Here is a 26,667-nt window from a genome sequence, read left to right as displayed (position 1 = left end):
CTAAAACATGCAAAATCGTGATGAAATTTTTAGCACCCTGCGCGACTCCCTTGTCGAGTTGTTTGAACTCGACGCCGCCGACATCAGCCCCGAGGCCAACCTGTATCAGGACCTTGAAATCGACAGCATCGACGCGGTCGACCTGATTGATCACATCAAGCGTAAAACCGGCAAGAAAATCGCCGCCGACGAATTCAAGTCGGTACGCACGGTCAGTGACGTGGTCGAAGCCGTGTACAAACTGGTTAACCCAGAGCGCGCATGAGCCGATTGTTAGGCCTCGTTCTGGTAGCGGCAGGACTGGCGTATCCATTTGCGGTGTACTTCGGGATCGAGCACCTGTCGCCCAGAGTATTTGCCTTGCTGCTCGGCGCACTGTGGATCGCCCGCCTGCTGACAGCACAGCAACGGCCAGGCGGGCGCTGGATGGCGCTGGCCGCGTTGCTGTGCTGCGTGGTACTGGGCATTGCCGGTGAACCGGCATTACTGCGCTGGTATCCGGTGTTACTGAACAGCATCTTGTTGTGCGTATTCCTGCTCAGCCTGCGCTACGGCCCGCCGCTGATCGAGCGGCTCGCACGCCTGCGCGAACCCGAACTGCCGGCTGAGGCCGTGCGCTACACGCGAGTGGTAACACAGGTCTGGGCTGGGTTCTTTTGCTGCAACGCGCTAATCGCGGCAGCGCTGACATTATGGGCGCCACTGGCTTGGTGGACGCTGTACAACGGCTTTATTGCCTATTTATTGATGGGCCTGCTGTTCGCTGTTGAATGGCTTGTTCGCCAACGCGTAAGAAGAATTGCATGAAATGGATTGCCCTTGAGGCATTGCTCCTCGAGCCGGATGCTCAGCGCAGCATTACCCTTGAACCTGCACTCAATCACCAGCAGTTCTGCCAGCAGGCGTTACAGCTGGCAGGCTACTTTGCAGCTCACAAGATTCAACGCGTAGCGCTTCATCTGGACGATGCAGCCGAACTGGCGATTGCACTGTTTGCCGCCTGGCAAGCGTCTGTCACAGTGCTGCTCCCCGCTGATGCGCAACCCCAGACCCGCGCCCGACTCGCAAGCCAGACAGACCTCTGGCTGGATGCCCTGCCAGACACTCAAGGCTGTACACCCGCGCAAGCCAGCCCCCTCGCCACAGATGCCTGCCTGCTGACGCTGTGCACTTCGGGCTCCAGCGGTGAACCCAAGCTGATCGACAAAACGCTTACGCAATTGGCCAACGAAGTCGCTGCACTCGAACAACTCTGGGGCTCGGAAATTGGCAGCGCCGCCGTTATCTCCAGCGTCTCGGCGCAGCACATTTACGGCTTGCTGTTCCGCGTGCTTTGGCCGCTGTGCGCAGGGCGCGTATTTCTTCGCCAGACGCTGCCATTCAGTGAAGACATGCAGCGCGCCAGCCTGCCTCACTCCGCGTTCATTTGGGTGGCCAGCCCCGCTCTGCTCAAGCGCACCAGCGATAATCTGGACTGGTCAGCGCTGAGCCGCATACGCAAGATTTTTTCATCCGGTGGCGCACTCCCCGAAGAGGCGGCTGCTTATCTGCAAGCGCGCTTGCAGCAGTTCCCAACCGAAATTTATGGCAGCTCCGAGACCGGCGGAATTGGCTGGCGGCAGGGTGGCCAGCACTGGCAACCGTTCGCCGGAGTAGCCGTTAGCTGCAACCCGCAAGGGGCGCTCAGCCTGACCTCGCCGTACTTGCCAGCCGGACACCGTGAAGAAACCGCTGATGCCGTGCAGATTGAAGCCGATGGCCGGTTTCTGCTCGGTGGACGCCTCGATCGCATCATCAAACTCGAAGAAAAACGCATCTCGCTGCCCATGCTGGAAAACACCCTGATTCAGCATCCGTGGGTAACAGATGCCCGGGTGGGCGTGCGCCAGTTGGGCCGTGCCGTTGTCGGCGCGCTCATTGCGCTAAGCCCTGCCGGCTTGCATGCCCTGCGCAATCAGGGCAGACGAGCCACCACTCAGGCGTTGCGCACTCATCTGTCGAGCCATGTGGAGCCCATTGCCCTGCCTCGCCAATGGCGGCTTTACACCGAGTTGCCGTACAACAGTCAGGGAAAGCTGGCGCAAAGCCGCATTGAGCAGTTGCTCGCGGCGCCAAGGCCGACTCAGGTAATACCGGACAGCATTGAACAAACAACTGACGGGCTGCTGATAAAGCTTCAGGTTCCGGTTGATCTCGCGCACTTCAGTGGCCACTTCAGCCGGGCGCCAGTAGTGCCAGGCGTGGTGCAGATAGACTGGGCACTGCATCTGGCCCGGCAGTTGATTGCGGATCTACAGCCCCGGTTTACCGGCATGGAAGCACTTAAATTCCAGCAGTTGATGCGTCCGGGGGACCGCGTCCAACTGTCACTGCGTTTCGATGCAAACCGCAGTAAGTTGTATTTCTCTTTCACTAACAGCAATGCTCCGTGTTCATCCGGACGCATTCTTCTGGCCCAGCATGCATAAGCCCTGCGCAGTCATCCCGGTGTACAACCACGAACATGCGCTGATGCATGTGGTCGAGGCCTTACGCGCAGCAAAATTGCCCTGCATTCTGGTCAATGACGCCTCAAGCCCGGCCTGTACAGCGGTGATTGAAACGCTCGCCAGCCAGCCCGATTGCTACGCCGTGCACCTGCTGCACAATCAGGGAAAAGGGGGCGCCGTGATGGCGGGCCTGCGCGAAGCGCAACTGCTGGGATTCACCCACGCCTTGCAAGTAGACGCCGACGGCCAACACAACCTCAATGACATCGCGGCGTTTCTGCAGTGCTCGCGCGAGCACCCGCTCGCCGTTATCTGCGGGTATCCCGAGTACGACGCCAGCGTGCCCAAGGGCCGTCTTTATGCACGCTACCTGACTCACGTGTGGGTCTGGATCAACAGCCTGTCATTGCAGATACGCGACTCCATGTGCGGCTTCCGCGTTTATCCGCTGGCGAGTACGGTCAGTTTAATCAACCGGGTCAATCTGGGCAGGCGCATGGATTTCGATCCGGAAATTCTGGTGCGCATGGCATGGCAAAACCAACCCATGGAATGGCTGCCGACCCAGGTGCATTACCCGCTGGACGGCCTCTCGCATTTTCGTCTGGTTCACGACAACCTGCTGATCTCGAAAATGCACGCCAAGCTGTTCTTCGGCATGTTGCTGCGAGCGCCGAAAATCATCTGGAGCCGGGGCCGACGATGAACCGACCAGAAAATGACCAGCACTGGGCCGCCCAACAGGAACGCGGCAGCCTGTGGATGATGAAATTTACGGTCGTGGCCACGCGGACTCTCGGCCGACGATTGATCAGCCCGCTGCTGTATTTGATCGTGCTGTATTTCTTCATATTCGGTGCCAAGGCCAGACGCAGCATTCGCCATTATCAGCTCAACCTGATGCACTGGAGCGGTAAAACCCCGCCTCCAAGCCTGCGCTCAGTGTTTGCCCAGTTCATGGCATTTGCCGACGCTTTACTCGACAAACTGGATATCTGGCGCGGCAAACTCAGCGCCCGCGATATTGATCTGATCGACCCGCACAACCTGCGCGGGCTGATGCACGCGCCACGCGGGCAAATGCTGGTGGGCGCGCATTTGGGCAACCTTGAAGTGTGTCGCGCGCTGGCTGAATTGGGCGACAAGGTGACCATGAATGTTCTGGTGCACACCAAACACGCCGAACAATTCAACCAACTGCTCGGTGAAGCCGGTGCCCGCAACATGCGCCTGATTCAGGTCAGCGAGTTGAATCCGGCGACCATGCTGCAACTCTCGGAACGAATTGAGCGCGGCGAATGGCTGGCGATCGCCGGTGACCGCATTCCGCTGCACGGCGGGCGCCATGTCACGGTCGACTTCCTCGGCAAGCCGGCCGCTTTTCCGCAAGGTCCCTGGCTGCTGGCCGGACTCCTCGATTGTCCGGTGAACTTGCTCAGCTGCGTGAAAATCGCCGGTCGTTATCAAATCTTGCTCGAGCCTTTTGCCACGCGAGTGCAATGGAAGCGCAGCAACCGCGACGCGGTCATCCGCGAGTGGACCCAACGCTTCGCTGATCGACTGGCTGAACGCTGCCTGGACGCACCACAACAGTGGTTCAACTTTTATCCGTTTTGGAATTCAGATGACGACACATCAGCCTGAACCGGTGATTTTCGGCGAGACTCACCTCTCGATCGAGAACATTGTCGCGCTGGCAAAGCAACGCGCCAGCGCTCACCTGCAAATGGACGCCGGGTACCGCGAAAAAATCGCCAAGGGCGCACGTTTTCTCGACACCCTGCTGGATAAAGAAGGCGTGATCTACGGCGTTACCACAGGCTATGGCGACTCCTGCGTGGTCGCCGTGCCGCTGGATCAAGTCGAAGCCTTGCCGCGCCATCTCTATACATTCCACGGCTGCGGCCTGGGTAAATTGCTCGACCCGCAAGCAACGCGCGCAGTGTTGGCGGCTCGCCTGCAATCACTGTGCTTCGGTGTTTCCGGGGTGCGCGTCGAGCTGCTTGAACGTCTTCAGGCTTTTCTAGAACACGACATCCTGCCGCTGATTCCCGAAGAGGGTTCGGTCGGCGCCAGCGGTGATCTGACGCCGCTGTCTTACGTTGCCGCGACCCTCAGTGGCGAACGCGACGTGCTCTACAAAGGCCGTCAATACAGCGCCCTTGAAGTGCACCAAATGCTCGGTTGGACGCCGCTGACATTGCGCCCGAAAGAGGCGCTGGCGTTAATGAACGGCACCGCCGTGATGACTGCGCTGGCGTGTCTGGCCTACTCGCGGGCCGACTATTTACTGCAACTGGCAACGCGCATCACCGCGCTGAACGTGGTTGCGCTGGAAGGCAACCCGGAACACTTTGATCAACGCCTGTTTGCGGCAAAACCCCATCCGGGACAGATGCAAGTCGCGGCATGGCTGCGCGAAGACCTCGCCATTACCGGCCCAACCCCCGCACTGCATCGCCTGCAAGACCGCTACTCGCTGCGTTGCGCGCCCCATGTTTTGGGCGTGCTTGCCGACAGCCTGGGCCTGCTGCGCCAATTCATCGAAACCGAACTGAACAGCGCCAACGACAATCCCCTGATCGACGCCGAAACCGAACGAGTGATGCACGGCGGTCACTTCTACGGCGGCCATATCGCCTTTGCGATGGACAGCCTGAAGAACCTGGTGGGTAACGTCGCCGATCTGCTCGACCGTCAGCTCGCATTGTTGGTCGATAGCCGCTACAACCACGGCCTGCCAAGCAACTTGTCCGGAGCTCCCGCCGCCACGGCGATGATCAATCACGGCTTCAAGGCCGTACAGATCGGTGCCAGTGCGTGGACCGCCGAAGCCCTGAAAAACACCCTGCCCGCCAGCGTCTTTTCACGCTCGACCGAATGCCATAATCAGGACAAGGTCAGCATGGGCACCATCGCCGCGCGTGATGCCTTGCGCAGCCTCGAGTTGACCGAACAGGTTGCCGCCGCCACCTTGCTGGCGGCCAATCAGGGAGTCTGGTTGAGAATGCGCGACAACTCGCGGCCACTGCCCGAGCCACTGCTGAACATGCGGGAACAACTGGCTGCCGATTTTGCGCCGGTGATCGAAGACCGCGCCCTCGAAGGCGAGCTGCGCTTGTGCCTGACCCGCATCCGCGATCAGCATTGGAGGCTTTATGCGCAGTAGTGGCGTGTTGCAGGTTGATTGCGAAGTCGTCGTACCCTTCTTTGATATCGACATGATGGAGGTCGTCTGGCACGGCCACTACGTGAAATACCTCGAAATGGCGCGCTGCGCTCTGCTCGATAAAATTGGCCATAACTACACGCAAATGCGCGACGCCGGTTATGCCTGGCCAGTGATTGATCTGCAGCTGCGCTATATCCGCGGCGCGACGTTTGGCCAAAAGCTGATCGTGCGCGCCGATCTGGTCGAGTGGGAAAACCGCCTGAAAATCCACTACCTGATCAGCGACTTTGCAACCGGCGAGCGCATGACGCGCGCCAGCAGCGTGCAAGTGGCAGTTGAAATCGCCAGCCGCGAAATGCAGATGGCCTCACCACGGGTGTTTGTGAACGCCGTTGAGGCCGCGCTGCCATGAGCCGCTTTTACTTGCGCGTAGTCTGCATGCTGGGCTGCCTGCTACTGGTTCCGCTGGCGCAGGCGTTTGACCTCAATGACCTGAGCAGACAACTCGGCAAACACCCGGTTGTGCGCGGCCCGTTCGTTCAGGAAAAACATTTGCGCGCCATGGCCCGGCCTCTCACCAGCCGCGGCCTGTTTGTATTGGCCGCCGATACCGGGCTGCTGTGGCAACTGAAAACCCCTATTGCGCAGGACTACCGGATCAACGCAGACGGCATCGCCAAGCGCACGGCCAATGGCTGGCAAGTGCAGCCCGGCAACAATGCCGCCGCGCAGCAAAGTCGGCTATTTCTGGCACTGCTGCGCGGTGACCGCACAGGGCTTGAAGCCGACTTCACCTTGCAGCTGGAAGGCACAAGCGATGACTGGACGCTAACCCTGACGCCGCGAGCGCTGCTGCTCCAGCAGATATTCAGCCACATCGAGATTCAGGGTGCGACGCTTGTGCAGCGTATCGAGCTGTTTGAAACACAGGGCGACCGCACGTTATTAAAGCTCCCGGACAGCCAGGCCAGCGATGCGCTAACCGCAGACGAGCGAGACGCCTTTGCAGACTGAGCGCACACTGCCGCGCCTGTTCGGCATAGGCCTCTTGGCGTTGTTGTGCCTTGCAGCATGGCAATGGCGCAGTGGGCCGCCCGTGGCCGCCAGCTTGTTGGCGTTGCTGCCCGGCAATCAGATTGATGGCGAAATCCGCGCGGCGGAACAGCGCATACAAGAGCCACTCAACCGCGAGCTGCTATTGCTGGTCGGCCACCGTGAACGGCGCGAAGCCATTCAACTGACGCAAGCCATTGCCGGACAACTGCGCAAGAGCCAGCATTTTTCCGCCGTTCAATGGAGCGTGCGCAATGACTTGTCAGACCTGCGCCAACAACTGCTGGCGCAGCGCCTGGCGTTGCTACCGGCGGCAGAAAAATCGCTGCTGATCAATCAGCCCGATGAGTTTGTCCAACGTCGCGCTGGCGAGTTGTTCGATACCTTTGCAGGTTTCAGTCTGGTGCCCCTCGAACAAGACTGGCTGGGCCTGACAGCCAAGGCGCAAACCACGCTCAACCCGCACAGTAATGTTCAGGTCGACCTCGGCAGCGGCGCGCTGCTGATCAACGACAACGCCATGACATGGGTACTGGTACGCGCGCAGAGCCACGGCGATGCGTTTGATCTGCAGGCCCCCGCTAAGGTCGCCGCAGATGTCGCCAAGGCCCGTGAGCAGGCACAAGCCGCTGGCGGCCAACTGCTCGCCAGCGGCGGTGTACTTTATGCCAACGCCGGCCAGACCCAAGCCACACGAGAGATCAGCCTGCTCGGCGGCGCGGCCATTGTCGGTTTAATTGCGCTGCTGCTGTTCGCCTACCGGCGCCCCCGTGTGCTGTTGAGTTTGCTGCCCGTTGCGGTGGCGCTATTGGCGGGCACCAGCGCCTGCGTGCTGTGGTTCGGCCAGATCAATGCGCTCACCCTGATTCTTGGCGCGAGCCTGATCGGCGTGGCCATTGATTACCCGCAGCACTATTTGAGTAAATGCTGGGCGCAGCAGCAATGGCAGAGCTGGAGCGCGATGCGTGCAACCCTGCCCGGACTGACCCTGAGCCTTGCGACCAATCTGCTGGGTTACGTCGCGCTGGCCTTCACACCCTTTCAGGCATTAACTCAGATCGCAGTGTTCTCGGCCGCCGGTTTGATCGGCGCCTATCTGTGCGCAATCTGCCTGCTTCCCGCCTGTTTCAAGGGGATGCAACTGCAACCTGGGCGGAGTTTACTCAATCTCGCCAACGGCCTGTTGGCAGCGCGCTTGTGGTGCATTAAAAAAGCTCGCTGGCCAATGATTATCGGCGTGCCGTTGTTTTGCCTGGGCGGTATCGCGCAACTGCACACCCAGAACGATCTACGCCAGTGGCTGGGCAAGGAGCCCGAACTCGCGGCGCAAGCGCAACGGATTGCCGAACTTACCGGGCAACAGCCCACCAGCCAGTTTTATCTGGTGCGGGCGGCAGACGAGCAACAACTACTCGCGCGTCAGGCGGCCTTGAGCGAGCGCCTCGATGCACTCGTCAGCAACAATCAACTGCGCGGCTATCGCTCGCTCAACCAACTGATATTGCCTGACGAGCAGCTCGATAATTTGCACAAAGCCTTGCAGGCTCTGCCCCAACACTGGCAACCATTGCTTGATGCGGGTATTGCCGAAGCCGCGCTCAATGCCGAAGTCGAAGGTTTGCTGCATCAGCCACGTCCGAGTCTCGATGAGACTCTTAAACAAACACTGGCAGAGCCATGGCGTCCATTGTGGATGGGCAAAAGCGCCAGCGGCGTGAGCGGACTGGTCAGCCTCGACGGACAAACAGCCACAGCCTTGCTTGATGACGCCGCCAACGGGCTTGAAGGTGTCGAGCTGATCGACCGGCTGGGCGAACTCAACGCGTTATTCACCGAGACGCAAATCAGCGCCGCCACACTCAAACTGATTTCCTGCGCCGCCATTGTCGTGTTGTTGTGCATTCCATTTGGCCTGCGTGGCGCATTGCGCGTCGTCAGCCTGCCACTGCTCGCGGCAATCACCGCCCTCGCCTGCTTGGGCTGGCTGGGCCAACCACTGACACTGTTCAGCGTTTTCGGCCTGCTGCTGATCACAGCCATTGGTATCGACTACGCCATTCTGATGCGCGAATCTGTGGGAGGCGAAGCGGTGAGTCTGATCGGCACACTGCTTTCAGCATTGACCAGTTGGCTGTCGTTCGGCCTGCTGCTGTTCAGCAGTACCCCAGCGATTGCCAACTTTGGCCTGACCGTGAGCCTGGGCCTGCTGTTCAGTTTTATCTACTCGCCATGGGCGACCCCGGGCCAGCCTTCTGCCCCGTCTCAATCAGCCGATATCAATCAGGCAAGGACGCAACATGCAGCCAGTTGAAACACTCAAGCGTACGGTCGTCGTCATTGGTGCAGGCCCCGCCGGCGCCATTGCCAGCGCCCTGCTTAAACGCAATGGCCACGATGTACTGGTGCTTGAGCGCCAGCGCTTCCCGCGCTTCTCCATTGGCGAAAGCCTGCTCGCGCACTGCCTCGACTTCATTGAGGAAGCCGGCATGCTTGAGGCTATCGAGTCAGCCGGATTTCAGGTCAAGCATGGCGCTGCATTTGCTTGCGGCGAGCGCTCTGCCGACATCGACTTTCGCGACGGATACACGGTCGGTAAAGGCTCAACCTTTCAGGTCGAGCGGAGTCGATTCGATAAAATCCTGGCGGATGAGGCGCAGCGCCAAGGTGTTGAGATTCGCTATGAAGAAGAGGTGGTTGCCGCTGACTTCTCCGGGGCCACGCCGCAACTGCGGGTCAAGCGCCTGACAGATGCGCAGCAATACCTGATCGACTGTGAATTTGTGCTCGACGCCAGTGGCTATGGCCGCGTGCTGCCGCGCTTGCTGGACCTCGAACAACCTTCGAACTTCCCGGTGCGCAAGGCCCTGTTCACCCACGTTGAAGACCACATCGACAGCCCGGCCTTCAACCGTGAGCGAATTCTTATCAGCACCCATCCCGAGTTGCGTGATGTCTGGTATTGGACCATTCCCTTCAGCAACGGTCGCACCTCTATCGGCGTGGTGGCGGACGCTTCGCGCTATGCAAGCCTCGGCGACAACCCAGAGGCCAGCCTGCGCGAATTGATCAGACAAGCGCCCTCACTCGACGCGATTCTGGCCAATGCCGTATGGGACACACCCGTGAGCACACTGGGCGGCTACTCGGCCAATGTTAAGCGTATGCATGGCCATGGCTTCGCATTGCTGGGCAATGCGGCCGAGTTCCTGGATCCGGTATTTTCCTCGGGCGTGACCATTGCCATGCGCTCGGCCAGCATGGCGGCAGCGGTGCTGCATCGTCAGTTAACTGGTGAGCAGGTCGACTGGCAGCGCGAATTTGCCGAGCCGTTAAAGAAAGGCGTGGATACCTTCCGCGCTTATGTGGAGGGCTGGTACGACGGCTCATTGCAGGACGTCATCTTCTTTGAAAATGCCGCACCGCAAATCCGCCGCATGATCAGCTCGATCCTTGCAGGTTATGCATGGGATGAATCCAACCCTTACGTAAGCGACCCCAAGCGCCGGCTCAATGTGCTGGCTCAATTGTGTGCGCCCAAGCAGCAAGGACTGTGATGAACCCGGCCGCGACTTACATTGGAAAGACCCGCTTCGGTTTCTGGTTTCTGCAAAGCCACGCCTCGCGGGTGCCGTCGTGAAAATGCGCATTCTCTGCATCAGCCTGTGCCTTGTGCTGAGTGCTTGCGCCGCCCGCACGCCATTGCCGCAAGGCGAGCCGCAGCTGTATACATCGCTGCCGGTGTCGATGCATGTGCAACGCCAGACAAACGATACGACTGAGGACTGGCTACTGGTCATTCAGCCGCAGGCACAGGGGTCGCGCTGGTCGCTGTTCGACCTTATCGGCACACCACTGGCGCGCCAGCAACTGAGCGCTGGCCAGTGGCACGACGAAGGCCTGTTGCCGCCCAATGATGAAACCCGTGAATTATTTTCAGCCCTGTTATTTTCACTCAGCACAGTGCCTGGCCTGAGGGATAATTACCCCGCAGACAGCTGGACCGGCAGCGCCATGCAACGCACGCTGCGCCCTGATTGGCGGGTGAGTTACAGCGACGAATTACATTTCACTTTGGAGAAAGGCGAACACGTGCGATATCAGTTCAGCCCACTAGCCGACGACGAGAATCCTTGATGCCCAGTTACTTAAACGCCTTGGGGGTGATCTGCTCACTCGGCACAAGCTGCGAAACGGTTGCAGCGGCGCTGTTCAAGGGCGATACCTCCGGTATGCGCAAGCACAGTGGCTGGGTCACGGACCAGGCGCTGACTATCGGCGCGGTAGACGCTACGCTGCCGCCGATGCCGGCCGGCATGCAACACTGCGCGAGCCGCAATAACCAATTGCTGCTGGCCGCCGCATTGCAGATCGAGCCGCAAATTCGCCTGGCAATTGAACGCTTCGGCAGCCACCGCGTGGCTGTTGTCATCGGCACCAGCACCTCGGGAATTGATGAAGCCTCGCAAGGCATTGCGGCTTTCGAGGCAGCAGGCGCGTTACCTGCGGATTACAACTACGCGCAGCAGGAAATTGCAGCGCCTGCCGCGTTCCTGAGTGAATGGCTAGGTTTGAGCGGCCCGGTGTATAGCATCTCCACTGCGTGCACCTCGAGCGCCCGGGCGTTGCTCAGCGCTCATCGTCTGCTCAGCCAGGGGATTTGCGATGTGGTGCTGTGTGGCGGTGCAGACAGCTTGTGCGGTCTGACCCTGAATGGCTTCAGCGCACTGGAAGCGGTCACCGTCGAGCGCTGCAACCCGTTTTCAAGCAATCGCCAGGGCATCAATATTGGCGAAGGTGCTGCGTTGTTCATAATGACACGTCAGGCCAATGATCCATCATCGCGATCCATTGCCTTGCTCGGCGGCGGCGCCTGCTCCGACGCGCACCACATCTCGGCGCCCGAACCCAACGGACTGGGCGCCCAGCAAGCCATGCACAAAGCGCTGCAGGCCGCCGGTCTTGCAGCGAGTGATATCGACTACCTCAACCTGCATGGCACCGCGACGCTGCACAACGATGCAATGGAATCACTCGCCGTACAGGCGGTTTTCCCCGACGGAGTCTGTAGCTCATCGACCAAACCCCTCAGCGGCCATACGCTTGGCGCGGCCGGGGCGTTGGAGGCGGCGTTCTGCTGGCTGACGCTTAGCGAACACAATCGTCAGCAATTGGCGCCTCCGCATATCTGGGATGGCCAGTTCGACCCGCAGTTACCGCGCCTGCAGTTTGCCAGCCCGGGTTATGCATTCACCACACCCGCGCGCGTTGCGATGAGCAACTCATTCGCCTTTGGCGGCAGTAATGTCAGCCTGATTCTGGGAGTTGTTTGATGAGTCTGTTTTCTGTGGCGGACCTCGTTCCCCACTCGGGCGACATGCTGTTGATTGACGAGGTTATCCGCTTTGGCGTCGATGACATCGAAACCCGTGTTCTGGTTAAAGCCGGTGGCCTGTTCAGTCAGGCCGACGGCAGCATGCCCGCCTGGGTCGGTGTCGAACTCATGGCGCAAACCATCGCCGCCTTTGCCGGATGCCATGCGCGCACAGCCAATGAGCCGGTGGCGCTGGGATTTTTGCTGGGTACACGCAAGTACACCTGCAATGTCGAGGCTTTTGCAGCGGGCACAGCCTTAACCATCAAAGCGCTGCGCTCGCTGCAGGACGACAACGGCATGGCGGTTTTCGAGTGCGAAATGACCGGCCCAAAAATCCTTGCCAGCGCCCGCCTGAACGTATTTCAGCCACCCAATGCAAGCCAATACTTAGCAGAATCCGGCGAGGCCAAAAAACATGTCTGACCCTATCTTGGTAACCGGCTCCAGCCGCGGAATTGGCCGCGCCATCGCGTTGCGTCTGGCACGCAGCGGGCATGATCTGGTGCTGCATTGCCGCAGCCGCCGTGAAGACGCCGAACAGGTGCAAGCCGAAATCGTCGCGCTTGGCCAAACCGCGCGCATCCTCCAGTTCGATGTGGCAGACCGCACGGCCTGCCGCGAACAACTCGAGGCGGACATCGAAACTCACGGCGCCTATTACGGTGTCGTGTGCAACGCCGGCCTGACCCGAGACGGCGCCTTTCCGGCGCTCAGCGAGGACGACTGGGATCAGGTGCTGCGCACCAATCTCGACGGTTTCTATAACGTCCTGCACCCGCTGACCATGCCCATGATTCGCCGCCGCAAAGCCGGGCGGATCGTCTGCATCACCTCGGTTTCCGGGCTTATCGGCAATCGCGGCCAGGTCAATTACAGCGCCTCGAAAGCCGGGGTAATTGGCGCGGCGAAAGCCCTGGCGATTGAACTCGGCAAGCGCAAGATCACGGTCAATTGCGTCGCCCCCGGACTGATCGATACCGACATGCTCGATGACCATGTACCGATTGATGACCTGCTCAAGATGATCCCGGCGCAACGTCTCGGCACCCCGGAAGAAGTCGCGGGCGCCGTTAACTTTTTAATGTCTGAGGAGGCGGGCTATATCACCCGCCAGGTTCTCGCAGTCAATGGAGGTCTGTGCTGATGCCAGGGTGTAAACGCGTCGTGGTCACCGGCATGGCTGGCGTCAGTTCGCTGGGTGATGACTGGGCCACTATCGAAGCCAACTTCCGCGCCAATCGCAGCGGCATCCGGCGTATGGATGAGTGGGATCGCTACAGCGAATTGAACACCCGCCTCGGCGGCCCCATCGATAATTTCAGCACGCCCAAACACTGGACCCGCAAACAACTGCGCAGCATGGGCCGGGTTTCCAAGTTGGCGGTGTACGCAGCTGAGCGGGCGCTGGAACATGCGCAGCTACTCGGCGATCCGTCCATTCAGGATGGGCGCATGGGCGTGGCGTGCGGCTCTTCAACGGGTAGCACCGATGAGATCAAGGCGTTCGGCAACATGCTGCTAAATTCGGTGGCGGACGGCCTCAACGCTAACTCCTACATCCGCATGATGCCGCACACTACGGCGGCCAATATCAGTATTTTCTTTGGCCTCAAAGGCCGCCTGATTCCCACCTCAAGTGCTTGCACCAGCGGCAGCCAGGGCATTGGCTATGCCTATGAAGCGATCAAGTTTGGCCGCCTGCCGATGATGCTGGCCGGGGGCGCAGAAGAGCTTTGCCCAACCGAGGCAATGGTCTTCGATGCGCTTTACGCCACCAGCCTGCAGAACGATACGCCGCAGAGTGCGCCACGCCCTTACGACAACAGCCGCGACGGCCTGGTGATCGGTGAAGGAGCTGGCATGCTGGTGCTCGAAGAGCTTGAGCATGCGCTGGCCCGTGGCGCGAAAATTCATGCTGAAATCGTCGGCTTTGGCAGCAATGCCGACGGCATGCATATTACCAAGCCCGAGCAGGCGACCATGCGCGGGGCGATGGAATTGGCCTTGCAGGATGCCGAGTTGGAACCGCAGGCCATCGGTTACGTTAACGGCCACGGCACCGCCACCGAACAAGGCGACATCGCCGAGACGCTCGCCACCAGCAGCCTGTTTGGCGAGAGCATGCCGATCTCATCGCAAAAGAGCTTTCTCGGTCACACTCTCGGTGCCTGCGGCGCGCTTGAGTCATGGTTCTGTATCGAGATGCTCAACAGCAACCAATATGTGCATACCCTCAACCTTGCTCAGGTAGACACTCGCTGCGGCCCGCTTGATTATCTGCGCGATGAGTTCCGGACGATGCACAACGACTACGTGATGAATAACAACTTCGCCTTCGGCGGCGTCAACACCTCGCTTATTTTCAAACGCTGGCGCTGAGGGTTTCGGCACGCGACGAATTCAGACAGCATTAAAACAATACCCAGCAATATTCACTCAAAAACGTGGAGCACGTGACATGGGCAAGATGATCGAGATAAAGGCCACTGACGGCACCGCCACTTTCGGCGGCTATCTGGCTCTTCCAGCCAGCGGCAAAGGACCGGGGGTGGTAATTGGCCAGGAAATTTTCGGGGTCAACTCCAACATGCGCGCCGTCGCCGACTTCTACGCCGAAGAAGGCTATGTAGCCTTGGTACCCGACCTGTTCTGGCGGCTGCAGCCGAACATCGAGCTGGGCTATAGCGAAGACGACTTCAAAGTGGCCATCGACCTGTTCCAGCGTCTGGATATTGATAAAGCCATCGAAGACATCGACGCCAGCCTCAGCGCACTCAAGGCAATGCCCGAAGTTGAGGACTCAGGCTTGGGCTATGTCGGTTTCTGTTTGGGCGGTAAGCTCGCCTGGCTGACCGCCACGCGCACATCTGTGGCGTGCGCCGTCGGCTATTACGGCATGGGCATCGAACATATGCTGGATGAGGCGGACCAACTCAAGGGCCGACTGGTGCTGCACTTCGCCGAGAATGACGGCTACTGCGACGCCGCCGCACGCGCGCAGATCAGCGAGCGCCTGGCCAGCAACAACAAGGTTGAAATCTACACTTACCCAGGCGTCGACCATGCTTTTGCCCGGGCAGGTGGCATGCATTACGACAAGCCATCGGCGCAGATGGCTCACGAGCGCAGCATTGCCGCACTCAAGCGCGAGATCGGCCCTCACTTCGACCTGTCCGCCCTGTGGGAAGAACACATTCTGCATGAGTTCGGCAATCGCGATGTTCCCGCGACCATGGCGACAATGGTTGCTGAACCCTATGTAAACCACATCCCAACCATGACTGGCGGTGTTGGGCAGAAGGACTTGAGCCGCTTCTACCAGAACCACTTCGTCCACGGCAATCCGCCCGACATGAAGCTGATTCCAATCTCACGCACCGTGGGCGCGCTGCAGATTGTGGATGAATTCATCATGTGCTTCACCCACACCACAGCCATCGACTGGATGCTGCCCAACGTTGCGCCGACCGGCAAATACGTCGAGATTCCGATGTTGGGTGTGATCAAGTTCCGTGGCGATAAGCTGTGCCATGAGCACATCTACTGGGATCAGGCCAGCATACTGGTGCAGATTGGTCTGCTCGATCCGAGCGGCTTGCCAGTGGCTGGCGCGGCGTCAGCGAAGAAGTTGCTTGATGAGCAGCTGCCATCGAATACGCTGATGGCCAACTGGCCTCTGAGCGAAGGCAAGTAACGCCTGAAAGATGTACAACGCTGATGCGCGATGCGGTTGTAGAACCGCATCGCGCATTTTTGTTTACTGGTGATACTGCGCAGACAACTCGTGTACGGCTTCTAGGAATGCGCCAGCGTGGGCTGGATCGACTTCCGGGGTGATGCCGTGGCCAAGGTTGAACACGTGGCCGCTGCCGTTGCCGTAGCTCGCCAGAATGCGTGCAACTTCCTTGCGAATGGCTTCTGGCTTGGCGTACAGCACGGTTGGGTCCATGTTGCCTTGCAGTGCAACCTGAGCGCCGACACGCTTGCGCGCCTCGCCAATGTCGCAGCTCCAGTCCAGGCCCAGTGCGTCAGCGCCGGTTGCGGCGATCGACTCCAGCCACAGGCCACCGTTTTTGGTGAACAGAATCACCGGAATCTTACGGCCTTCATGCTCACGGATCAGGCCGTTGACGATCTTCTGCATGTACGCCAGCGAGAACTCCTGATACGCCGCGGACGACAGGTTACCGCCCCAGGTATCGAAGATCTGCACAGCTTGTGCGCCTGCCAGAATCTGCCCATTGAGGTAGGCGGTAACCGACTGCGCCAACTTGTCGAGCAGGCCGTGCATGGCTTCCGGGTTGTCGTAAAGCATCGCCTTGATCTTGCGAAAATCTTTCGATGAGCCGCCTTCAACCATGTAAGTCGCCAGCGTCCAGGGGCTGCCCGAGAAACCAATCAGCGGCACACGGCCATTCAACTCGCGGCGAATGGTGCGCACTGCGTCCATTACATAGCCGAGGTCTTTCTCCGGATCTGTCACTTGCAGGGCTTCAACATCGGCGGTGGTGCTGATGACTTTCTTGAAGCGCGGACCTTCGCCCGTTTCAAAGTACAGGCCCTGACCCATCGCGTGCGGGATGGTCAGAATGTCGGAGAACAGAATGGCCGCGTCCAGCTGTGGATAACGGTCCAGCGGCTGCAGGGTGACCTCGCAGGCAAACTCCGGGTTCATCATCAGGCTCATGAAGTCGCCTGCCTTGGCGCGGCTCGCGCGGTACTCCGGCAAATAGCGACCGGCCTGACGCATCATCCATACCGGCGTCACGTCTACAGGCTGCTTAAGCAGGGCGCGGAGGAAGCGGTCATTCTTCAAGGCAGTCATGTGCACAGTTCTCTATCAGTCATTGGGTTTCGGCTTCGCATCCTGCGGCGTCACACTCACTGCATCCTTGCAGTCGCCGGCACGAGAAAGATCTGCGCGCATTTTCGCAGACCCCAATACAAAAGGCACGGCGAGTGCCGTGCCTTTTGTCTATCGTGACGATTTGCCGCGTTACAAATTGTCGCGCGGGCTCAGACGCCGAGGTAGTCGAGGATACCTTCGGCGGCATTGCGGCCTTCGAAGATCGCCGTCACAACCAGATCAGAACCGCGCACCATGTCGCCACCGGCGAAGATTTTCGGGTTGCTGGTCTGGTGCTTGAACGTGCTCTGCTCCGGCGCAATCACACGGCCCTGGCTGTCAGTCTGGATTTCAAACTGTTCAAACCAAGGCGCCGGGCTTGGACGGAAACCGAAGGCGATCAGTACCGCTTCTGCGGGAATGATTTCCTCGGAGCCCGGGATCGGCTCAGGGCTGCGACGACCGCGTGCATCAGGTTCGCCGAGACGCGTCTCGACAACCTTGACGCCTTCGACCTTGTCTTCACCGACAATTGCGATCGGCTGACGGTTGAAGAGGAACTTCACGCCCTCTTCCTTGGCGTTCTTCACTTCTTTACGCGAGCCGGGCATGTTGGCCTCGTCGCGGCGATACGCACAGGTAACCGACTTGGCGCCCTGACGAATCGAGGTACGGTTACAGTCCATGGCGGTATCACCACCACCGAGCACCACAACGCGCTTGCCCTTCATGTCGATGAAGTCTTCTGGCGCCTTCTCGAAACCCAGGTTGCGATTGACGTTGGCGATGAGGAAATCCAGCGCGTCATACACGCCAGGCAAGTCTTCGCCGGGGAAACCGCCCTTCATGTAAGTGTAGGTGCCCATACCCATGAACACGGCGTCGTATTCGGCGAGCAGCTGTTCCATGCTGATGTCTTTACCGATTTCGGTATTCAGACGGAACTCGATACCCATGCCGGTAAAGACTTCGCGGCGATTGCTCAGCACGGTCTTTTCCAGCTTGAACTCGGGGATACCAAAGGTCAGCAGACCGCCGATTTCCGGGTTCTTGTCGAACACCACCGGGGTCACGCCATTGCGCACCAGTACGTCGGCACAACCCAGACCCGCCGGGCCTGCACCGATAACGGCAACACGCTTGCCGGTCGGCACGACGTTGGACATGTCCGGACGCCAGCCCATGGCGAAGGCAGTGTCGGTGATGTACTTCTCGACCGAACCGATGGTTACCGCGCCGAAGCCATCGTTAAGGGTACAGGCCCCTTCACACAGACGGTCTTGCGGGCAAACGCGGCCGCACACTTCCGGCAGCGTGTTGGTTTGATGCGACAGTTCGGCAGCCGCCAGAATGTTGCCTTCGGAGACCAGCTTCAACCAGTTGGGGATGAAGTTGTGGACCGGGCATTTCCATTCGCAATACGGGTTACCGCAACCCAGGCAACGGTGCGCCTGATCAGCCGCGACCGCAGGCTTGAAGTTGTCGTAGATTTCGACGAACTCTTTTTTACGTTGACGCAACAGCTTCTTCTTCGGGTCTTTACGCCCGACTTCGATGAACTGGAAGTCGTTATTCAGACGTTCAGTCATTTCAAAACCTCTCAACAGCTACGCGCACTCAGGGCATCACGCAGCAAGACAATCACGGGTAGCGTGCAATCCCCGCGCACGGGGATTGTCGCCTGAAGCTGTTTTATTGCGGGTTGGCCAGCGTGCTGGTGAGCAACGACTTGAGGCTTGCCGCCTTAGGCTTGACCAGCCAGAACTTGCGTACGTAGTCATCCAGGTTTTCCAGCAGGTTATTACCCCAGGCGCTGGAAGTCTCTTTGACGTACTCGCTCAGCACACCTTGCAGGTGGCTGCGGTAGGCTTCCATCGCTTCACTGTTGATGCGCTGGATTTCTACCAGTTCGTGGTTAACCCGGTCATAGAAGCTGTTGTCCAGGTCCAGCACGTAGGCGAAACCGCCGGTCATGCCCGAACCGAAGTTGTAGCCGGTTTTACCCAGTACGCAGACAAAGCCGCCTGTCATGTATTCACAGCAATGGTCGCCCGTGCCTTCAACAACGGTGTGCGCGCCAGAGTTACGTACGGCAAAACGCTCGCCGGCGGTACCTGCTGCAAACAACTTACCGCCGGTTGCACCGTACAGACAGGTGTTGCCGATAATGGCGCTGTCTTGGGTGGCGAACGGGCTGCCTTCTGGCGGCGTGATGACCAGCTTGCCACCGGTCATGCCTTTGCCGACGTAGTCGTTGGCATCACCTTGCAGATACAGGTTCAGGCCACCGGCGTTCCACACACCAAAGCTCTGACCAGCAGTGCCTTTGAAGCGGAACGTGATCGGCGCCTTGGCCATGCCCTGATTGCCATGCGTGCGGGCGATTTCGCCGGAGACACGCGCACCAACCGAACGGTCGCAGTTGCAGATGTCCATGTCGAACTCTGCACCCGTTGCACCTGCAATCGCTGGTTTGGCCATCTCGACCATCTTCTCGGCCAACAGGCCTTCGTCGAATGGCGGATTGCGATCAACCAGACAGAACTGCGGCTTGTCGGCCGGAATGTGGTCACTGCCAAGCAGCGGAGCCAGATCGAGGTTGCCTTGCTTGGCAGTCTCGCCCGGCAGCATTTCGAGCAAGTCAGTACGCCCGATCAGTGCTTCAAGGCTTGGTACGCCCAGCTTGGCCAGCCACTCGCGCGTCTCTTCTGCCACGTAGGTGAAGAAGTTCATGACCATTTCAACGGTGCCGATGAAGTGATCCTTGCGCAGCTTGTCGTTCTGGGTGGCAACACCGGTCGCGCAGTTGTTCAGGTGGCAAATACGCAGGTACTTACAACCCAGCGCAATCATTGGCGCCGTACCGAAGCCGAAGCTTTCAGCACCGAGGATTGCTGCCTTGACCACATCAAGACCGGTTTTCAGGCCACCATCTGTCTGCACCCGGACCTTGCCGCGCAGGTCGTTGCCGCGCAGGGTCTGGTGCGTTTCAGCCAGCCCCAGCTCCCACGGAGCGCCCGCATACTTAATCGAGGTCAGCGGTGATGCACCGGTGCCGCCATCGTAGCCGGAGATGGTGATCAGGTCGGCGTAGGCCTTGGCCACACCGGCGGCGATCGTACCCACGCCTGCCTCGGCAACCAGCTTGACCGAAACCAGTGCAGTCGGGTTGACCTGCTTGAGGTCGTAAATCAGCTGCGCCAGGTCTTCAATCGAGTAGATGTCATGGTGCGGCGGCGGCGAAATCAAGGTAACGCCAGGCACTGCATAACGCAGACGCGCGATCAGGCCGTTGACCTTACCGCCCGGCAACTGACCGCCTTCACCCGGCTTGGCGCCTTGGGCAACCTTGATCTGCAGCACTTCGGCGTTGACCAGATATTCCGGCGTAACACCGAAACGACCCGTCGCAACCTGCTTGATTTTCGAGCTGCGGATGGTGCCGTAACGCGCCGGATCTTCACCACCTTCACCGGAGTTGGAGCGCGAACCCAAACGGTTCATCGCTTCGGCAATGGCTTCGTGAGCTTCTGGCGACAAGGCACCCAGCGAGATACCCGCCGAGTCGAAGCGCTTGAAGATCGATTCCAGCGGTTCAATCTGATCCATGCTCAGCGGCTTGTCGGCCAGCTTGAGCTTGAGCAGATCGCGGATCATCGCCACTGGACGCGTGTCGACCAGTGCGCTGTATTCCTTGTACTTCTCGTAGCTGCCTTGCTGCACGGCAACCTGCAACGTGTTGACCACGTCCGGGTTGTAGGCGTGGTATTCGCCGCCGTAAACAAACTTCAGCAAACCGCCCTGCTGGATTGGCTTGCGGTTGTTCCAGGCCTCGGCAGCCAGCAACTTCTGCTCGGCTTCGATATCGACGAAACGCGCGCCCTGAATCCGGCTGGCAACGCCACGGAAACTGACATCAACCACTTCGTCAGACAGGCCGACAGCTTCAAACAACTGCGCACCGCGGTACGAGGCAACAGTCGAGATACCCATCTTCGAAAGGATCTTCAACAGGCCTTTGGAGATGCCTTTACGGTAGTGTTTGAACACCTCGTAAAGATCGCCCAGAACCTCGCCAGTGCGAATCAGGTCGCCCAGCACTTCGTAAGCCAGGAACGGATAAACCGCAGAGGCGCCGAAGCCCAGCAACACAGCGTAGTGATGCGGGTCACGCGCGGTGGCGGTTTCAACCAGAATGTTGCAATCGCAACGCAGGCCTTTCTCGGTCAGGCGGTGGTGCACGGCGCCCACAACCAGCGAGGCGTGCGCCGGCAATTTGCCCGGCTCGATATTACGGTCGCTCAGCACCAGCAATACTTTGCCGCCGCGCACAGCTTCTTCAGCCTGATCGGCCATGTTGCGTACAGCAGCTTCGAGGCCGACGCTTTCGTCGTAGTTCATGTCGATGTGGAAGCGCTCGAACCCGGGAGTGTCCAGGTTCATCAGGGCGCGCCACTTGGCCGGCGAGATCACCGGTGAGCTGAGGATTACGCGAGTGGCGTGCTCCGGCGACTCTTCGAAAATATTACGCTCAGCGCCCAGGCAGATTTCCAGCGACATGACGATCGCTTCACGCAGCGGGTCGATCGGCGGGTTGGTCACCTGCGCGAACTGCTGACGGAAGTAGTCATACGGCGAACGCACGCGCTGCGACAGCACGGCCATCGGCGTGTCGTCGCCCATCGAACCGACCGCTTCCTGACCCTGCTCGCCGAGCGGACGCAGAACCTGATCACGTTCTTCGAAGGTGACCTGATACATCTTCATGAACTGCTTCAGACGCGCAGCGTCATAGAAGTCGGAACCATGGTCGTGGTCATCCATGGTGGCACGGATGCGCTTGCCGCTCTTGCGCAGCCACTGCTTATAGGGGTGACGCGACTTCAGACGGTTGTCGATGTCTTCGGCGTTGAGCACCTGACCGGTTTCGGTATCGACGGCCAGAACCTGACCTGGCCCAACGCGGCCTTTGGCAACAACGTCTTCTGGCTGGTAGTCCCATACGCCGATTTCCGACGCCAGGGTGATGTAACCATTCTTGGTGGTGACCCAACGCGCCGGGCGCAGACCATTACGGTCGAGCAGGCACACCGCGTAACGGCCATCGGTGAGAACCACACCGGCCGGACCATCCCAAGGCTCCATGTGCATGGAGTTGTATTCGTAGAATGCGCGAAGATCGGCATCCATGGTTTCGACGTTCTGCCACGCTGGCGGAATGATCATCCGCACGCCACGGAACAGGTCGATACCACCGGTGACCATCAGCTCGAGCATGTTGTCCATGCTGGAAGAGTCAGAACCCACGCGGTTAACCAGCGGGCCGAGTTCGTCCAGATTAGGAATCAGGCCGTTGGCAAACTTGGTGCGACGCGCCTGCGCCCAGTTGCGGTTACCGGTGATGGTGTTGATTTCACCGTTGTGCGCAAGGAAGCGGAATGGCTGAGCCAGCGGCCACTTCGGCAGGGTGTTGGTCGAGAAGCGCTGGTGGAACACACAGATAGCAGTCTGCAGACGCTCGTCGCCGAGGTCCGGATAAAACTGCTGCAAGTCAGCCGGCATCATCAGACCTTTATAAATAATGGTCTTGTGCGAGAAGCTGCAAATGTAGTGTTCGGTGTCTGCGGCGTTGCTCACCGAGGAACGGCGGCGGGCGCAAAACAGCTTGATGGCGAAATCCTGATCGCTGAGTTCGCCACCGCCGATGAACACCTGCTCAATCTGCGGCAGACGTTCAAGCGCCAGCTTGCCCAATACGCTGGTATCGATTGGCACGACGCGCCAGCCGATCACCTGCAGGCCAGCTGCTTCGATCTCGTGATTCATGTTGTCGCGAGCAGCCTGTGCCTTCACGGGATCCTGGTTGAGGAACACCATGCCGACAGCATATTGCTTGGGCAGCTCGACAGCGAATTGCTCTTGGGCGATAGCGCGCAAGAAGGTATCAGGCTTCTGCATCAACAGGCCGCAACCGTCACCGGTCTTACCGTCGGCATTGATCCCACCGCGGTGGGTCATGCAGGTAAGCGCTTCAATGGCTGTCTGCAACAGGTGATGGCTAGCCTCGCCTTCCATATGGGCGATCAGGCCGAAGCCGCAGTTATCCTTGAACTCATCAGGACGGTACAAACCTGCTTTCATAGGGACTCTCACCAGGCTGCCTATCTCAAGGCAATTTCTTTTAATTCAATAACTTACCATACACACAGGGTCAGACCCCTGCTATGGGCAGGCAAAAGGGAGGTTATTGTACATATCCACCTAGGTCGTCACAAATTTTAGTGACGAGGGCATGCAAATTTATGTCGCGAAAACGAACGATTAGACTAGCCGGCCGTGTTAAAGACCCGCCAGTCACTTTTATTCGCGCAACTCACGCCCGGCGATTAGCGCGCCTTGGAGATCTCAAACTTGATGCTCGCCATCGTCCGTGGCCACGGCTTTCCTGCCTGGATCTTGGCTGGCAGGCCACTCAACGCCGCCTTGGCCGCTTCGTGTGTCGCAAAGCTGCCATAAGTCACCACATACAGCGGCTTACCATCGTGCAGCTTCTTGAAGTAGTGATACTCGGAGCCGTACTGATTAACCATGGCCTGAGCATTACTTTCAACGCTGGTGCCCAGCACTTGCAAGGTATAACGCGCACCGGACTGCGCCGCATACCAACCGCTGGCAGCCGGGGCTGCTGCCGGAGCGGCGGCTGGCGCTGCCGGGGTTTTGGCGACTGGCGCAGGCGCCGGGGCCGCTGGTTTTGCCGGAGCCGGAGCAGGTGCCGGAGTCGGCGCTGGAGTTGGAGTAGGCGCAGGGGCCGGCGCTTCAACCGGCGTCGGCACACGGGTATCGACCAACAAGTTACCTTGCGGCTCCTCTTTGGCCATATCACCGTCTTCGGCATCGCTGCTGCCCGCGGCAGAAGCCAGCGGCTCACGAATGACCGGCTGGGCATCACCCGCCAATGGCGAAGGCATGGCCTGACCGGAGCCTGCGAATTCGATCGCCGGCGCACCGCCAGCGGCATCGCCCTGCGCAACCTCAGGCTTGGCGGCCTGCCCCAAAGGAATCTCGACCTCAGTGGCTACTGGCGCTTCAGCCGGAGAACGATCCTGCAACATCCAGGCAGCAAGTACACCTACTGCGACGACGCCGAGGGCCAACATATGTTTTTTAGGCAATTTGAAACCTGCTGAAGAGACTTTGGCTGCTTTTTTGTGCGCCAACTGTGCTTCGATCAACACATCCTTGGCGACCTGATTGACCAACCCCGGCCAGCCTTGAGACTGCTCGTAGATAGTGGCCAGCTGCGCTTCGGTGAACACGTCGAGATCACGCCCGGCGCCTTCAACCCGCTGAGTCAGGTACTCATGCACCTCTTCTTCTTCGTAAGGCTGCAACTCGATAACGTGGTAGCACTCCTCGCCATCGGCAAGACGCTCCAGACGCGGCATGACATCCGCTTCAGCAAACAGGAACACGTGCGGACGGCCGTCACTGTTGCCCGCCGCCATCGTCAGCAAGCTGGCGAGATCGGCTTCACCGAGGCGCTGCGCATCATCGACCAGAATGTAGACTTCCTGACCAGCGACACCCAACTGACCGACTTGCGCGAGAATGCCATCAAGATCGCTTTGCTGGATTTGCAGCCCCTGAGCAACCTGCTGCATGACGCTGGCTTTTTCAGCCTTGTCTTGCGCGCTCACCACAACGCTGAGCACCGACTGCTTGTTGGTGCTGGCAACGAGCGCCTGACGCAGCAGGGTTTTGCCGCTGCCTTCCGGCCCGCTTACAACCAATAAAAGCTGGCTGTAGCGTGCAAGATGGTGCAGTTGGCCCAAGACAGGTTTGCGCTGGGCCGGGAAGAATTTGAAACCCGGTACGCGAGCCGCAAACGGGTCGTGACTGAAATGGTAGTGATCGAGGAAGCCCTCGTCGGCATGCAGACTGGTCATGGTGTTCTCATTAATTCTCAAGCTGATTGACTAGCGCGACGTAGTCTGCGCCAAGCGTGGCATGCAAAATTTCATGCGCAAATTCACTCGTGACCAGCGCATCCCCAAGATCACGCAATAAAACCAAACGTAACTGGCCATCGAGCACCTTCTTATCGACAGCCATATGCTGCAAAAAGTGCTCGGGCGTCATGTCTTTTGGTGGAACAACTGGCAAATTCGCAGCGATAAGCAGACGAATCCCACGATTTCGCTCAGCTTCTGTAATCCAACCGAGGCGATGGGACATTTCCAACGCCATCGCCGTACCGGCAGCAACCGCTTCACCATGCAGCCAAACGCCATAGCCCTGCTCGGTCTCGATGGCATGGCCAAATGTGTGGCCTAGGTTAAGCGTTGCACGCACGCCGTTCTCACGTTCGTCTGCCGCCACTATACGCGCCTTGGCCGCGCAAGAGCGCTCAATTGCAGTGGTCAGCGCCTGCTGATCAAGGCTTAACAAGGCCTGCATGTTTTCTTCGAGCCAGGTCAAAAATGGCTCATCACAGATCAGGCCATACTTGATGACTTCAGCCAGACCGGCGGACAGTTCACGCGCGGGCAGCGTTGTCAGGCTCTGGGTATCGATCAGAACGGCCTGAGGCTGATAGAAGGCCCCGACCATGTTCTTGCCCAGCGGATGATTGATACCGGTCTTGCCACCAACCGATGAATCAACCTGCGACAGCAGGGTGGTTGGCACCTGAATGAAATTGACCCCGCGCTGGTAACAGGCAGCCGCAAAGCCTGCCATGTCGCCAATAACACCGCCGCCCAGGGCAATGACTGTGGTGCGGCGGTCATGTCGGGCACCGAGCAGGCCATCAAAGATTAACTGCAGGGTTTCCCAGTTTTTAAAGGCTTCGCCATCCGGCAAGATTACTTCGGTGACCGAATAGCCGGCCAGAGACTGCTTGAGCGCCTGCAGATAAAGCGGCGCGACTGTCTCGTTGGTAACGATGGCGACTTGCCGTCCGACAATATGCGCTGCGAGCAAATCTGCCCGCGCCATCAGGCCTGAACCTATATAAATCGGATAAGTACGCTCACCGAGATCGACCTGAAGTGTTTGCATAAAGCCCCCGGATGGAAAAGGCCCCTAGTGTACTGCCACAAAAATGCCCTGTTCAATTTAGCGCGCATGTTTTCTCACAATGCAGGCGAATTGAGCAGGGCTTTTTTGCTAAAAACAGCAGTTCAGGGTACTGCGATCAACTGACTGGCGCTTAACGCGGCGATAAAGCCTCGAGGCGCTCAAGAATTTCCTGCACCACAAGGCGCGGCGGACGTTCGTCAGTTTCGATGATCACATCGGCGATTTCGCGGTAAAGCGGGTCGCGCAGGGCGAGTAAATCGCGCAATACTTTGCCAGGGTCCGGCGTACGTAACAGCGGACGGTTACGATCACGCGCAGTCCGCGCAATTTGCTGCTCAACCGAGGCATGCAGATAAACCACACGGCCGCCGTTATAGAGAGCCTTGCGGTTCTCATCACGCATCACCGCCCCGCCCCCGGTGGCAAGCACCACGCCATCCTCAACGCACAAATCGGCAATGACTGCCGATTCGCGCTCGCGGAAACCCTGCTCACCTTCAACATCAAAGATCCAGGGAATATTGGCACCGGTACGTTGCTCGATCTCCTTGTCGGAGTCTTTAAAGGGCAGTCGTAACTCTTTAGCCAGCAAACGCCCGATGGTGCTTTTACCAGCTCCCATCGGGCCAACAAGTATCAGATTTCGCACTTA

At 59.1% G+C, this 26,667-nt stretch carries 22 protein-coding genes; 16 read left to right on the top strand and 6 right to left on the bottom strand.

Going from position 1 to position 26,667, the window contains the following annotated elements; genetic code table 11:
* Positions 1-7 precede the first annotated feature (7 nt).
* From FEZ62_RS09495 to FEZ62_RS09420, 16 genes are all read left to right on the top strand, one after another.
* The gene (locus FEZ62_RS09495) at positions 8-265 is read left to right on the top strand and encodes an acyl carrier protein (protein ID WP_069898349.1); all 258 of its coding nucleotides are present in this window, start codon (positions 8-10) and stop codon (positions 263-265) included.
* Positions 262-807, top strand: coding sequence for a hypothetical protein (locus tag FEZ62_RS09490; RefSeq protein WP_172927486.1), 546 nt, complete (start codon positions 262-264; stop codon positions 805-807). Before FEZ62_RS09495 ends, FEZ62_RS09490 begins: the two co-directional genes overlap by 4 nt.
* Positions 804-2,468 (top strand): AMP-binding protein, encoded by a 1,665-nt coding sequence (locus FEZ62_RS09485; RefSeq protein WP_172927485.1) that lies wholly within the window; start codon positions 804-806, stop codon positions 2,466-2,468. Before FEZ62_RS09490 ends, FEZ62_RS09485 begins: the two co-directional genes overlap by 4 nt.
* Positions 2,461-3,195: a glycosyltransferase family 2 protein gene (locus tag FEZ62_RS09480; RefSeq protein WP_172927484.1), complete on the top strand. Its 735-nt coding sequence runs from the start codon at positions 2,461-2,463 to the stop codon at positions 3,193-3,195. The genes FEZ62_RS09485 and FEZ62_RS09480 overlap by 8 nt, the downstream gene beginning before the upstream one ends.
* A complete protein-coding gene (locus tag FEZ62_RS09475; RefSeq protein WP_172927483.1) occupies positions 3,192-4,133 on the top strand; it encodes a glycosyl transferase in 942 nt (313 codons plus the stop codon). The genes FEZ62_RS09480 and FEZ62_RS09475 overlap by 4 nt, the downstream gene beginning before the upstream one ends.
* Positions 4,114-5,658 carry an aromatic amino acid ammonia-lyase gene (locus FEZ62_RS09470; protein WP_172927482.1) on the top strand — a complete coding sequence of 515 codons (1,545 nt, stop codon included), beginning with the start codon at positions 4,114-4,116 and terminating at the stop codon, positions 5,656-5,658. The genes FEZ62_RS09475 and FEZ62_RS09470 overlap by 20 nt, the downstream gene beginning before the upstream one ends.
* Positions 5,648-6,073: an acyl-CoA thioesterase gene (locus FEZ62_RS09465; RefSeq protein WP_069898355.1), complete on the top strand. Its 426-nt coding sequence runs from the start codon at positions 5,648-5,650 to the stop codon at positions 6,071-6,073. The genes FEZ62_RS09470 and FEZ62_RS09465 overlap by 11 nt, the downstream gene beginning before the upstream one ends.
* The gene (locus FEZ62_RS09460; RefSeq protein ID WP_172927481.1) at positions 6,070-6,675 is read left to right on the top strand and encodes an outer membrane lipoprotein carrier protein LolA; all 606 of its coding nucleotides are present in this window, start codon (positions 6,070-6,072) and stop codon (positions 6,673-6,675) included. The genes FEZ62_RS09465 and FEZ62_RS09460 overlap by 4 nt, the downstream gene beginning before the upstream one ends.
* Positions 6,665-9,025 (top strand): MMPL family transporter, encoded by a 2,361-nt coding sequence (locus FEZ62_RS09455; protein ID WP_172927480.1) that lies wholly within the window; start codon positions 6,665-6,667, stop codon positions 9,023-9,025. Before FEZ62_RS09460 ends, FEZ62_RS09455 begins: the two co-directional genes overlap by 11 nt.
* Complete coding sequence (locus FEZ62_RS09450; RefSeq protein WP_172927479.1) at positions 9,012-10,268, top strand: NAD(P)/FAD-dependent oxidoreductase; 1,257 nt, start codon at positions 9,012-9,014, stop codon at positions 10,266-10,268. Before FEZ62_RS09455 ends, FEZ62_RS09450 begins: the two co-directional genes overlap by 14 nt.
* Positions 10,269-10,353: 85 nt before the next feature.
* Positions 10,354-10,848, top strand: coding sequence for a hypothetical protein (locus tag FEZ62_RS09445; RefSeq protein WP_172927589.1), 495 nt, complete (start codon positions 10,354-10,356; stop codon positions 10,846-10,848).
* Positions 10,848-12,044, top strand: coding sequence for a beta-ketoacyl-[acyl-carrier-protein] synthase family protein (locus FEZ62_RS09440; RefSeq protein ID WP_172927478.1), 1,197 nt, complete (start codon positions 10,848-10,850; stop codon positions 12,042-12,044). The genes FEZ62_RS09445 and FEZ62_RS09440 overlap by 1 nt, the downstream gene beginning before the upstream one ends.
* Complete coding sequence (locus FEZ62_RS09435) at positions 12,044-12,511, top strand: hotdog family protein (protein WP_172927477.1); 468 nt, start codon at positions 12,044-12,046, stop codon at positions 12,509-12,511. The genes FEZ62_RS09440 and FEZ62_RS09435 overlap by 1 nt, the downstream gene beginning before the upstream one ends.
* A complete protein-coding gene (locus FEZ62_RS09430; protein ID WP_172927476.1) occupies positions 12,504-13,232 on the top strand; it encodes a 3-ketoacyl-ACP reductase FabG2 in 729 nt (242 codons plus the stop codon). The genes FEZ62_RS09435 and FEZ62_RS09430 overlap by 8 nt, the downstream gene beginning before the upstream one ends.
* On the top strand, positions 13,232-14,467 hold the full coding sequence (locus tag FEZ62_RS09425) for a beta-ketoacyl-ACP synthase (RefSeq protein ID WP_172927475.1): 1,236 nt from the start codon (positions 13,232-13,234) through the stop codon (positions 14,465-14,467). The genes FEZ62_RS09430 and FEZ62_RS09425 overlap by 1 nt, the downstream gene beginning before the upstream one ends.
* A gap of 79 nt (positions 14,468-14,546) precedes the next feature.
* A complete protein-coding gene (locus FEZ62_RS09420; RefSeq protein WP_172927474.1) occupies positions 14,547-15,782 on the top strand; it encodes a dienelactone hydrolase family protein in 1,236 nt (411 codons plus the stop codon).
* A gap of 63 nt (positions 15,783-15,845) precedes the next feature.
* Here FEZ62_RS09420 and hemE read toward each other — a convergent pair whose 3' ends face one another.
* The 6 genes from hemE to aroK form a co-directional block, all read right to left on the bottom strand.
* Entirely contained in the window at positions 15,846-16,913 is a 1,068-nt protein-coding gene (hemE, locus tag FEZ62_RS09415) for a uroporphyrinogen decarboxylase (RefSeq protein ID WP_069898364.1), read from the bottom strand.
* 191 nt (positions 16,914-17,104) lie between these two features.
* Positions 17,105-18,523 (bottom strand): FAD-dependent oxidoreductase, encoded by a 1,419-nt coding sequence (locus FEZ62_RS09410; protein ID WP_069898365.1) that lies wholly within the window; start codon positions 18,521-18,523, stop codon positions 17,105-17,107.
* A 103-nt stretch (positions 18,524-18,626) separates the two neighbouring features.
* Entirely contained in the window at positions 18,627-23,075 is a 4,449-nt protein-coding gene (gene gltB / locus FEZ62_RS09405; protein WP_069898366.1) for a glutamate synthase large subunit, read from the bottom strand.
* 245 nt (positions 23,076-23,320) lie between these two features.
* Entirely contained in the window at positions 23,321-24,880 is a 1,560-nt protein-coding gene (locus tag FEZ62_RS09400) for an AAA family ATPase (RefSeq protein WP_172927473.1), read from the bottom strand.
* Positions 24,881-24,890: 10 nt separating this feature from the next.
* Positions 24,891-25,994, bottom strand: a complete 1,104-nt coding sequence (gene aroB, locus FEZ62_RS09395; RefSeq protein WP_069898368.1) for a 3-dehydroquinate synthase — start codon at positions 25,992-25,994, stop codon at positions 24,891-24,893.
* A 151-nt stretch (positions 25,995-26,145) separates the two neighbouring features.
* Positions 26,146-26,664 carry a shikimate kinase AroK gene (gene aroK / locus FEZ62_RS09390; protein WP_075723228.1) on the bottom strand — a complete coding sequence of 173 codons (519 nt, stop codon included), beginning with the start codon at positions 26,662-26,664 and terminating at the stop codon, positions 26,146-26,148.
* Positions 26,665-26,667 lie beyond the last annotated feature (3 nt).

It is taken from the genome of Pseudomonas sp. MS19 (genome assembly GCF_013277615.1).
GTDB lineage: Bacteria > Pseudomonadota > Gammaproteobacteria > Pseudomonadales > Pseudomonadaceae > Aquipseudomonas > Aquipseudomonas marincola.
Note: the sequence above shows the minus strand (reverse complement) of the source record. Positions and strands in the feature narration are given on the sequence as shown.

Bases quoted from the DNA above. Each gene is read 5' to 3' on its own strand.
- FEZ62_RS09495 (WP_069898349.1), top strand. From the start codon at position 8: ATGCAAAATCGTGATGAAATTTTTAGCACCCTGCGCGACTCCCTTGTC.
- FEZ62_RS09490 (WP_172927486.1), top strand. From the start codon at position 262: ATGAGCCGATTGTTAGGCCTCGTTCTGGTAGCGGCAGGACTGGCGTAT.
- FEZ62_RS09485 (WP_172927485.1), top strand. From the start codon at position 804: ATGAAATGGATTGCCCTTGAGGCATTGCTCCTCGAGCCGGATGCTCAG.
- FEZ62_RS09480 (WP_172927484.1), top strand. From the start codon at position 2,461: ATGCATAAGCCCTGCGCAGTCATCCCGGTGTACAACCACGAACATGCG.
- FEZ62_RS09475 (WP_172927483.1), top strand. From the start codon at position 3,192: ATGAACCGACCAGAAAATGACCAGCACTGGGCCGCCCAACAGGAACGC.
- FEZ62_RS09470 (WP_172927482.1), top strand. From the start codon at position 4,114: ATGACGACACATCAGCCTGAACCGGTGATTTTCGGCGAGACTCACCTC.
- FEZ62_RS09465 (WP_069898355.1), top strand. From the start codon at position 5,648: ATGCGCAGTAGTGGCGTGTTGCAGGTTGATTGCGAAGTCGTCGTACCC.
- FEZ62_RS09460 (WP_172927481.1), top strand. From the start codon at position 6,070: ATGAGCCGCTTTTACTTGCGCGTAGTCTGCATGCTGGGCTGCCTGCTA.
- FEZ62_RS09450 (WP_172927479.1), top strand. From the start codon at position 9,012: ATGCAGCCAGTTGAAACACTCAAGCGTACGGTCGTCGTCATTGGTGCA.
- FEZ62_RS09445 (WP_172927589.1), top strand. From the start codon at position 10,354: ATGCGCATTCTCTGCATCAGCCTGTGCCTTGTGCTGAGTGCTTGCGCC.
- FEZ62_RS09440 (WP_172927478.1), top strand. From the start codon at position 10,848: ATGCCCAGTTACTTAAACGCCTTGGGGGTGATCTGCTCACTCGGCACA.
- FEZ62_RS09435 (WP_172927477.1), top strand. From the start codon at position 12,044: ATGAGTCTGTTTTCTGTGGCGGACCTCGTTCCCCACTCGGGCGACATG.
- FEZ62_RS09430 (WP_172927476.1), top strand. From the start codon at position 12,504: ATGTCTGACCCTATCTTGGTAACCGGCTCCAGCCGCGGAATTGGCCGC.
- FEZ62_RS09425 (WP_172927475.1), top strand. From the start codon at position 13,232: ATGCCAGGGTGTAAACGCGTCGTGGTCACCGGCATGGCTGGCGTCAGT.
- FEZ62_RS09420 (WP_172927474.1), top strand. From the start codon at position 14,547: ATGGGCAAGATGATCGAGATAAAGGCCACTGACGGCACCGCCACTTTC.
- hemE (WP_069898364.1), bottom strand. From the start codon at position 16,913: ATGACTGCCTTGAAGAATGACCGCTTCCTCCGCGCCCTGCTTAAGCAG.
- FEZ62_RS09410 (WP_069898365.1), bottom strand. From the start codon at position 18,523: ATGACTGAACGTCTGAATAACGACTTCCAGTTCATCGAAGTCGGGCGT.
- gltB (WP_069898366.1), bottom strand. From the start codon at position 23,075: ATGAAAGCAGGTTTGTACCGTCCTGATGAGTTCAAGGATAACTGCGGC.
- FEZ62_RS09400 (WP_172927473.1), bottom strand. From the start codon at position 24,880: ATGACCAGTCTGCATGCCGACGAGGGCTTCCTCGATCACTACCATTTC.
- aroB (WP_069898368.1), bottom strand. From the start codon at position 25,994: ATGCAAACACTTCAGGTCGATCTCGGTGAGCGTACTTATCCGATTTAT.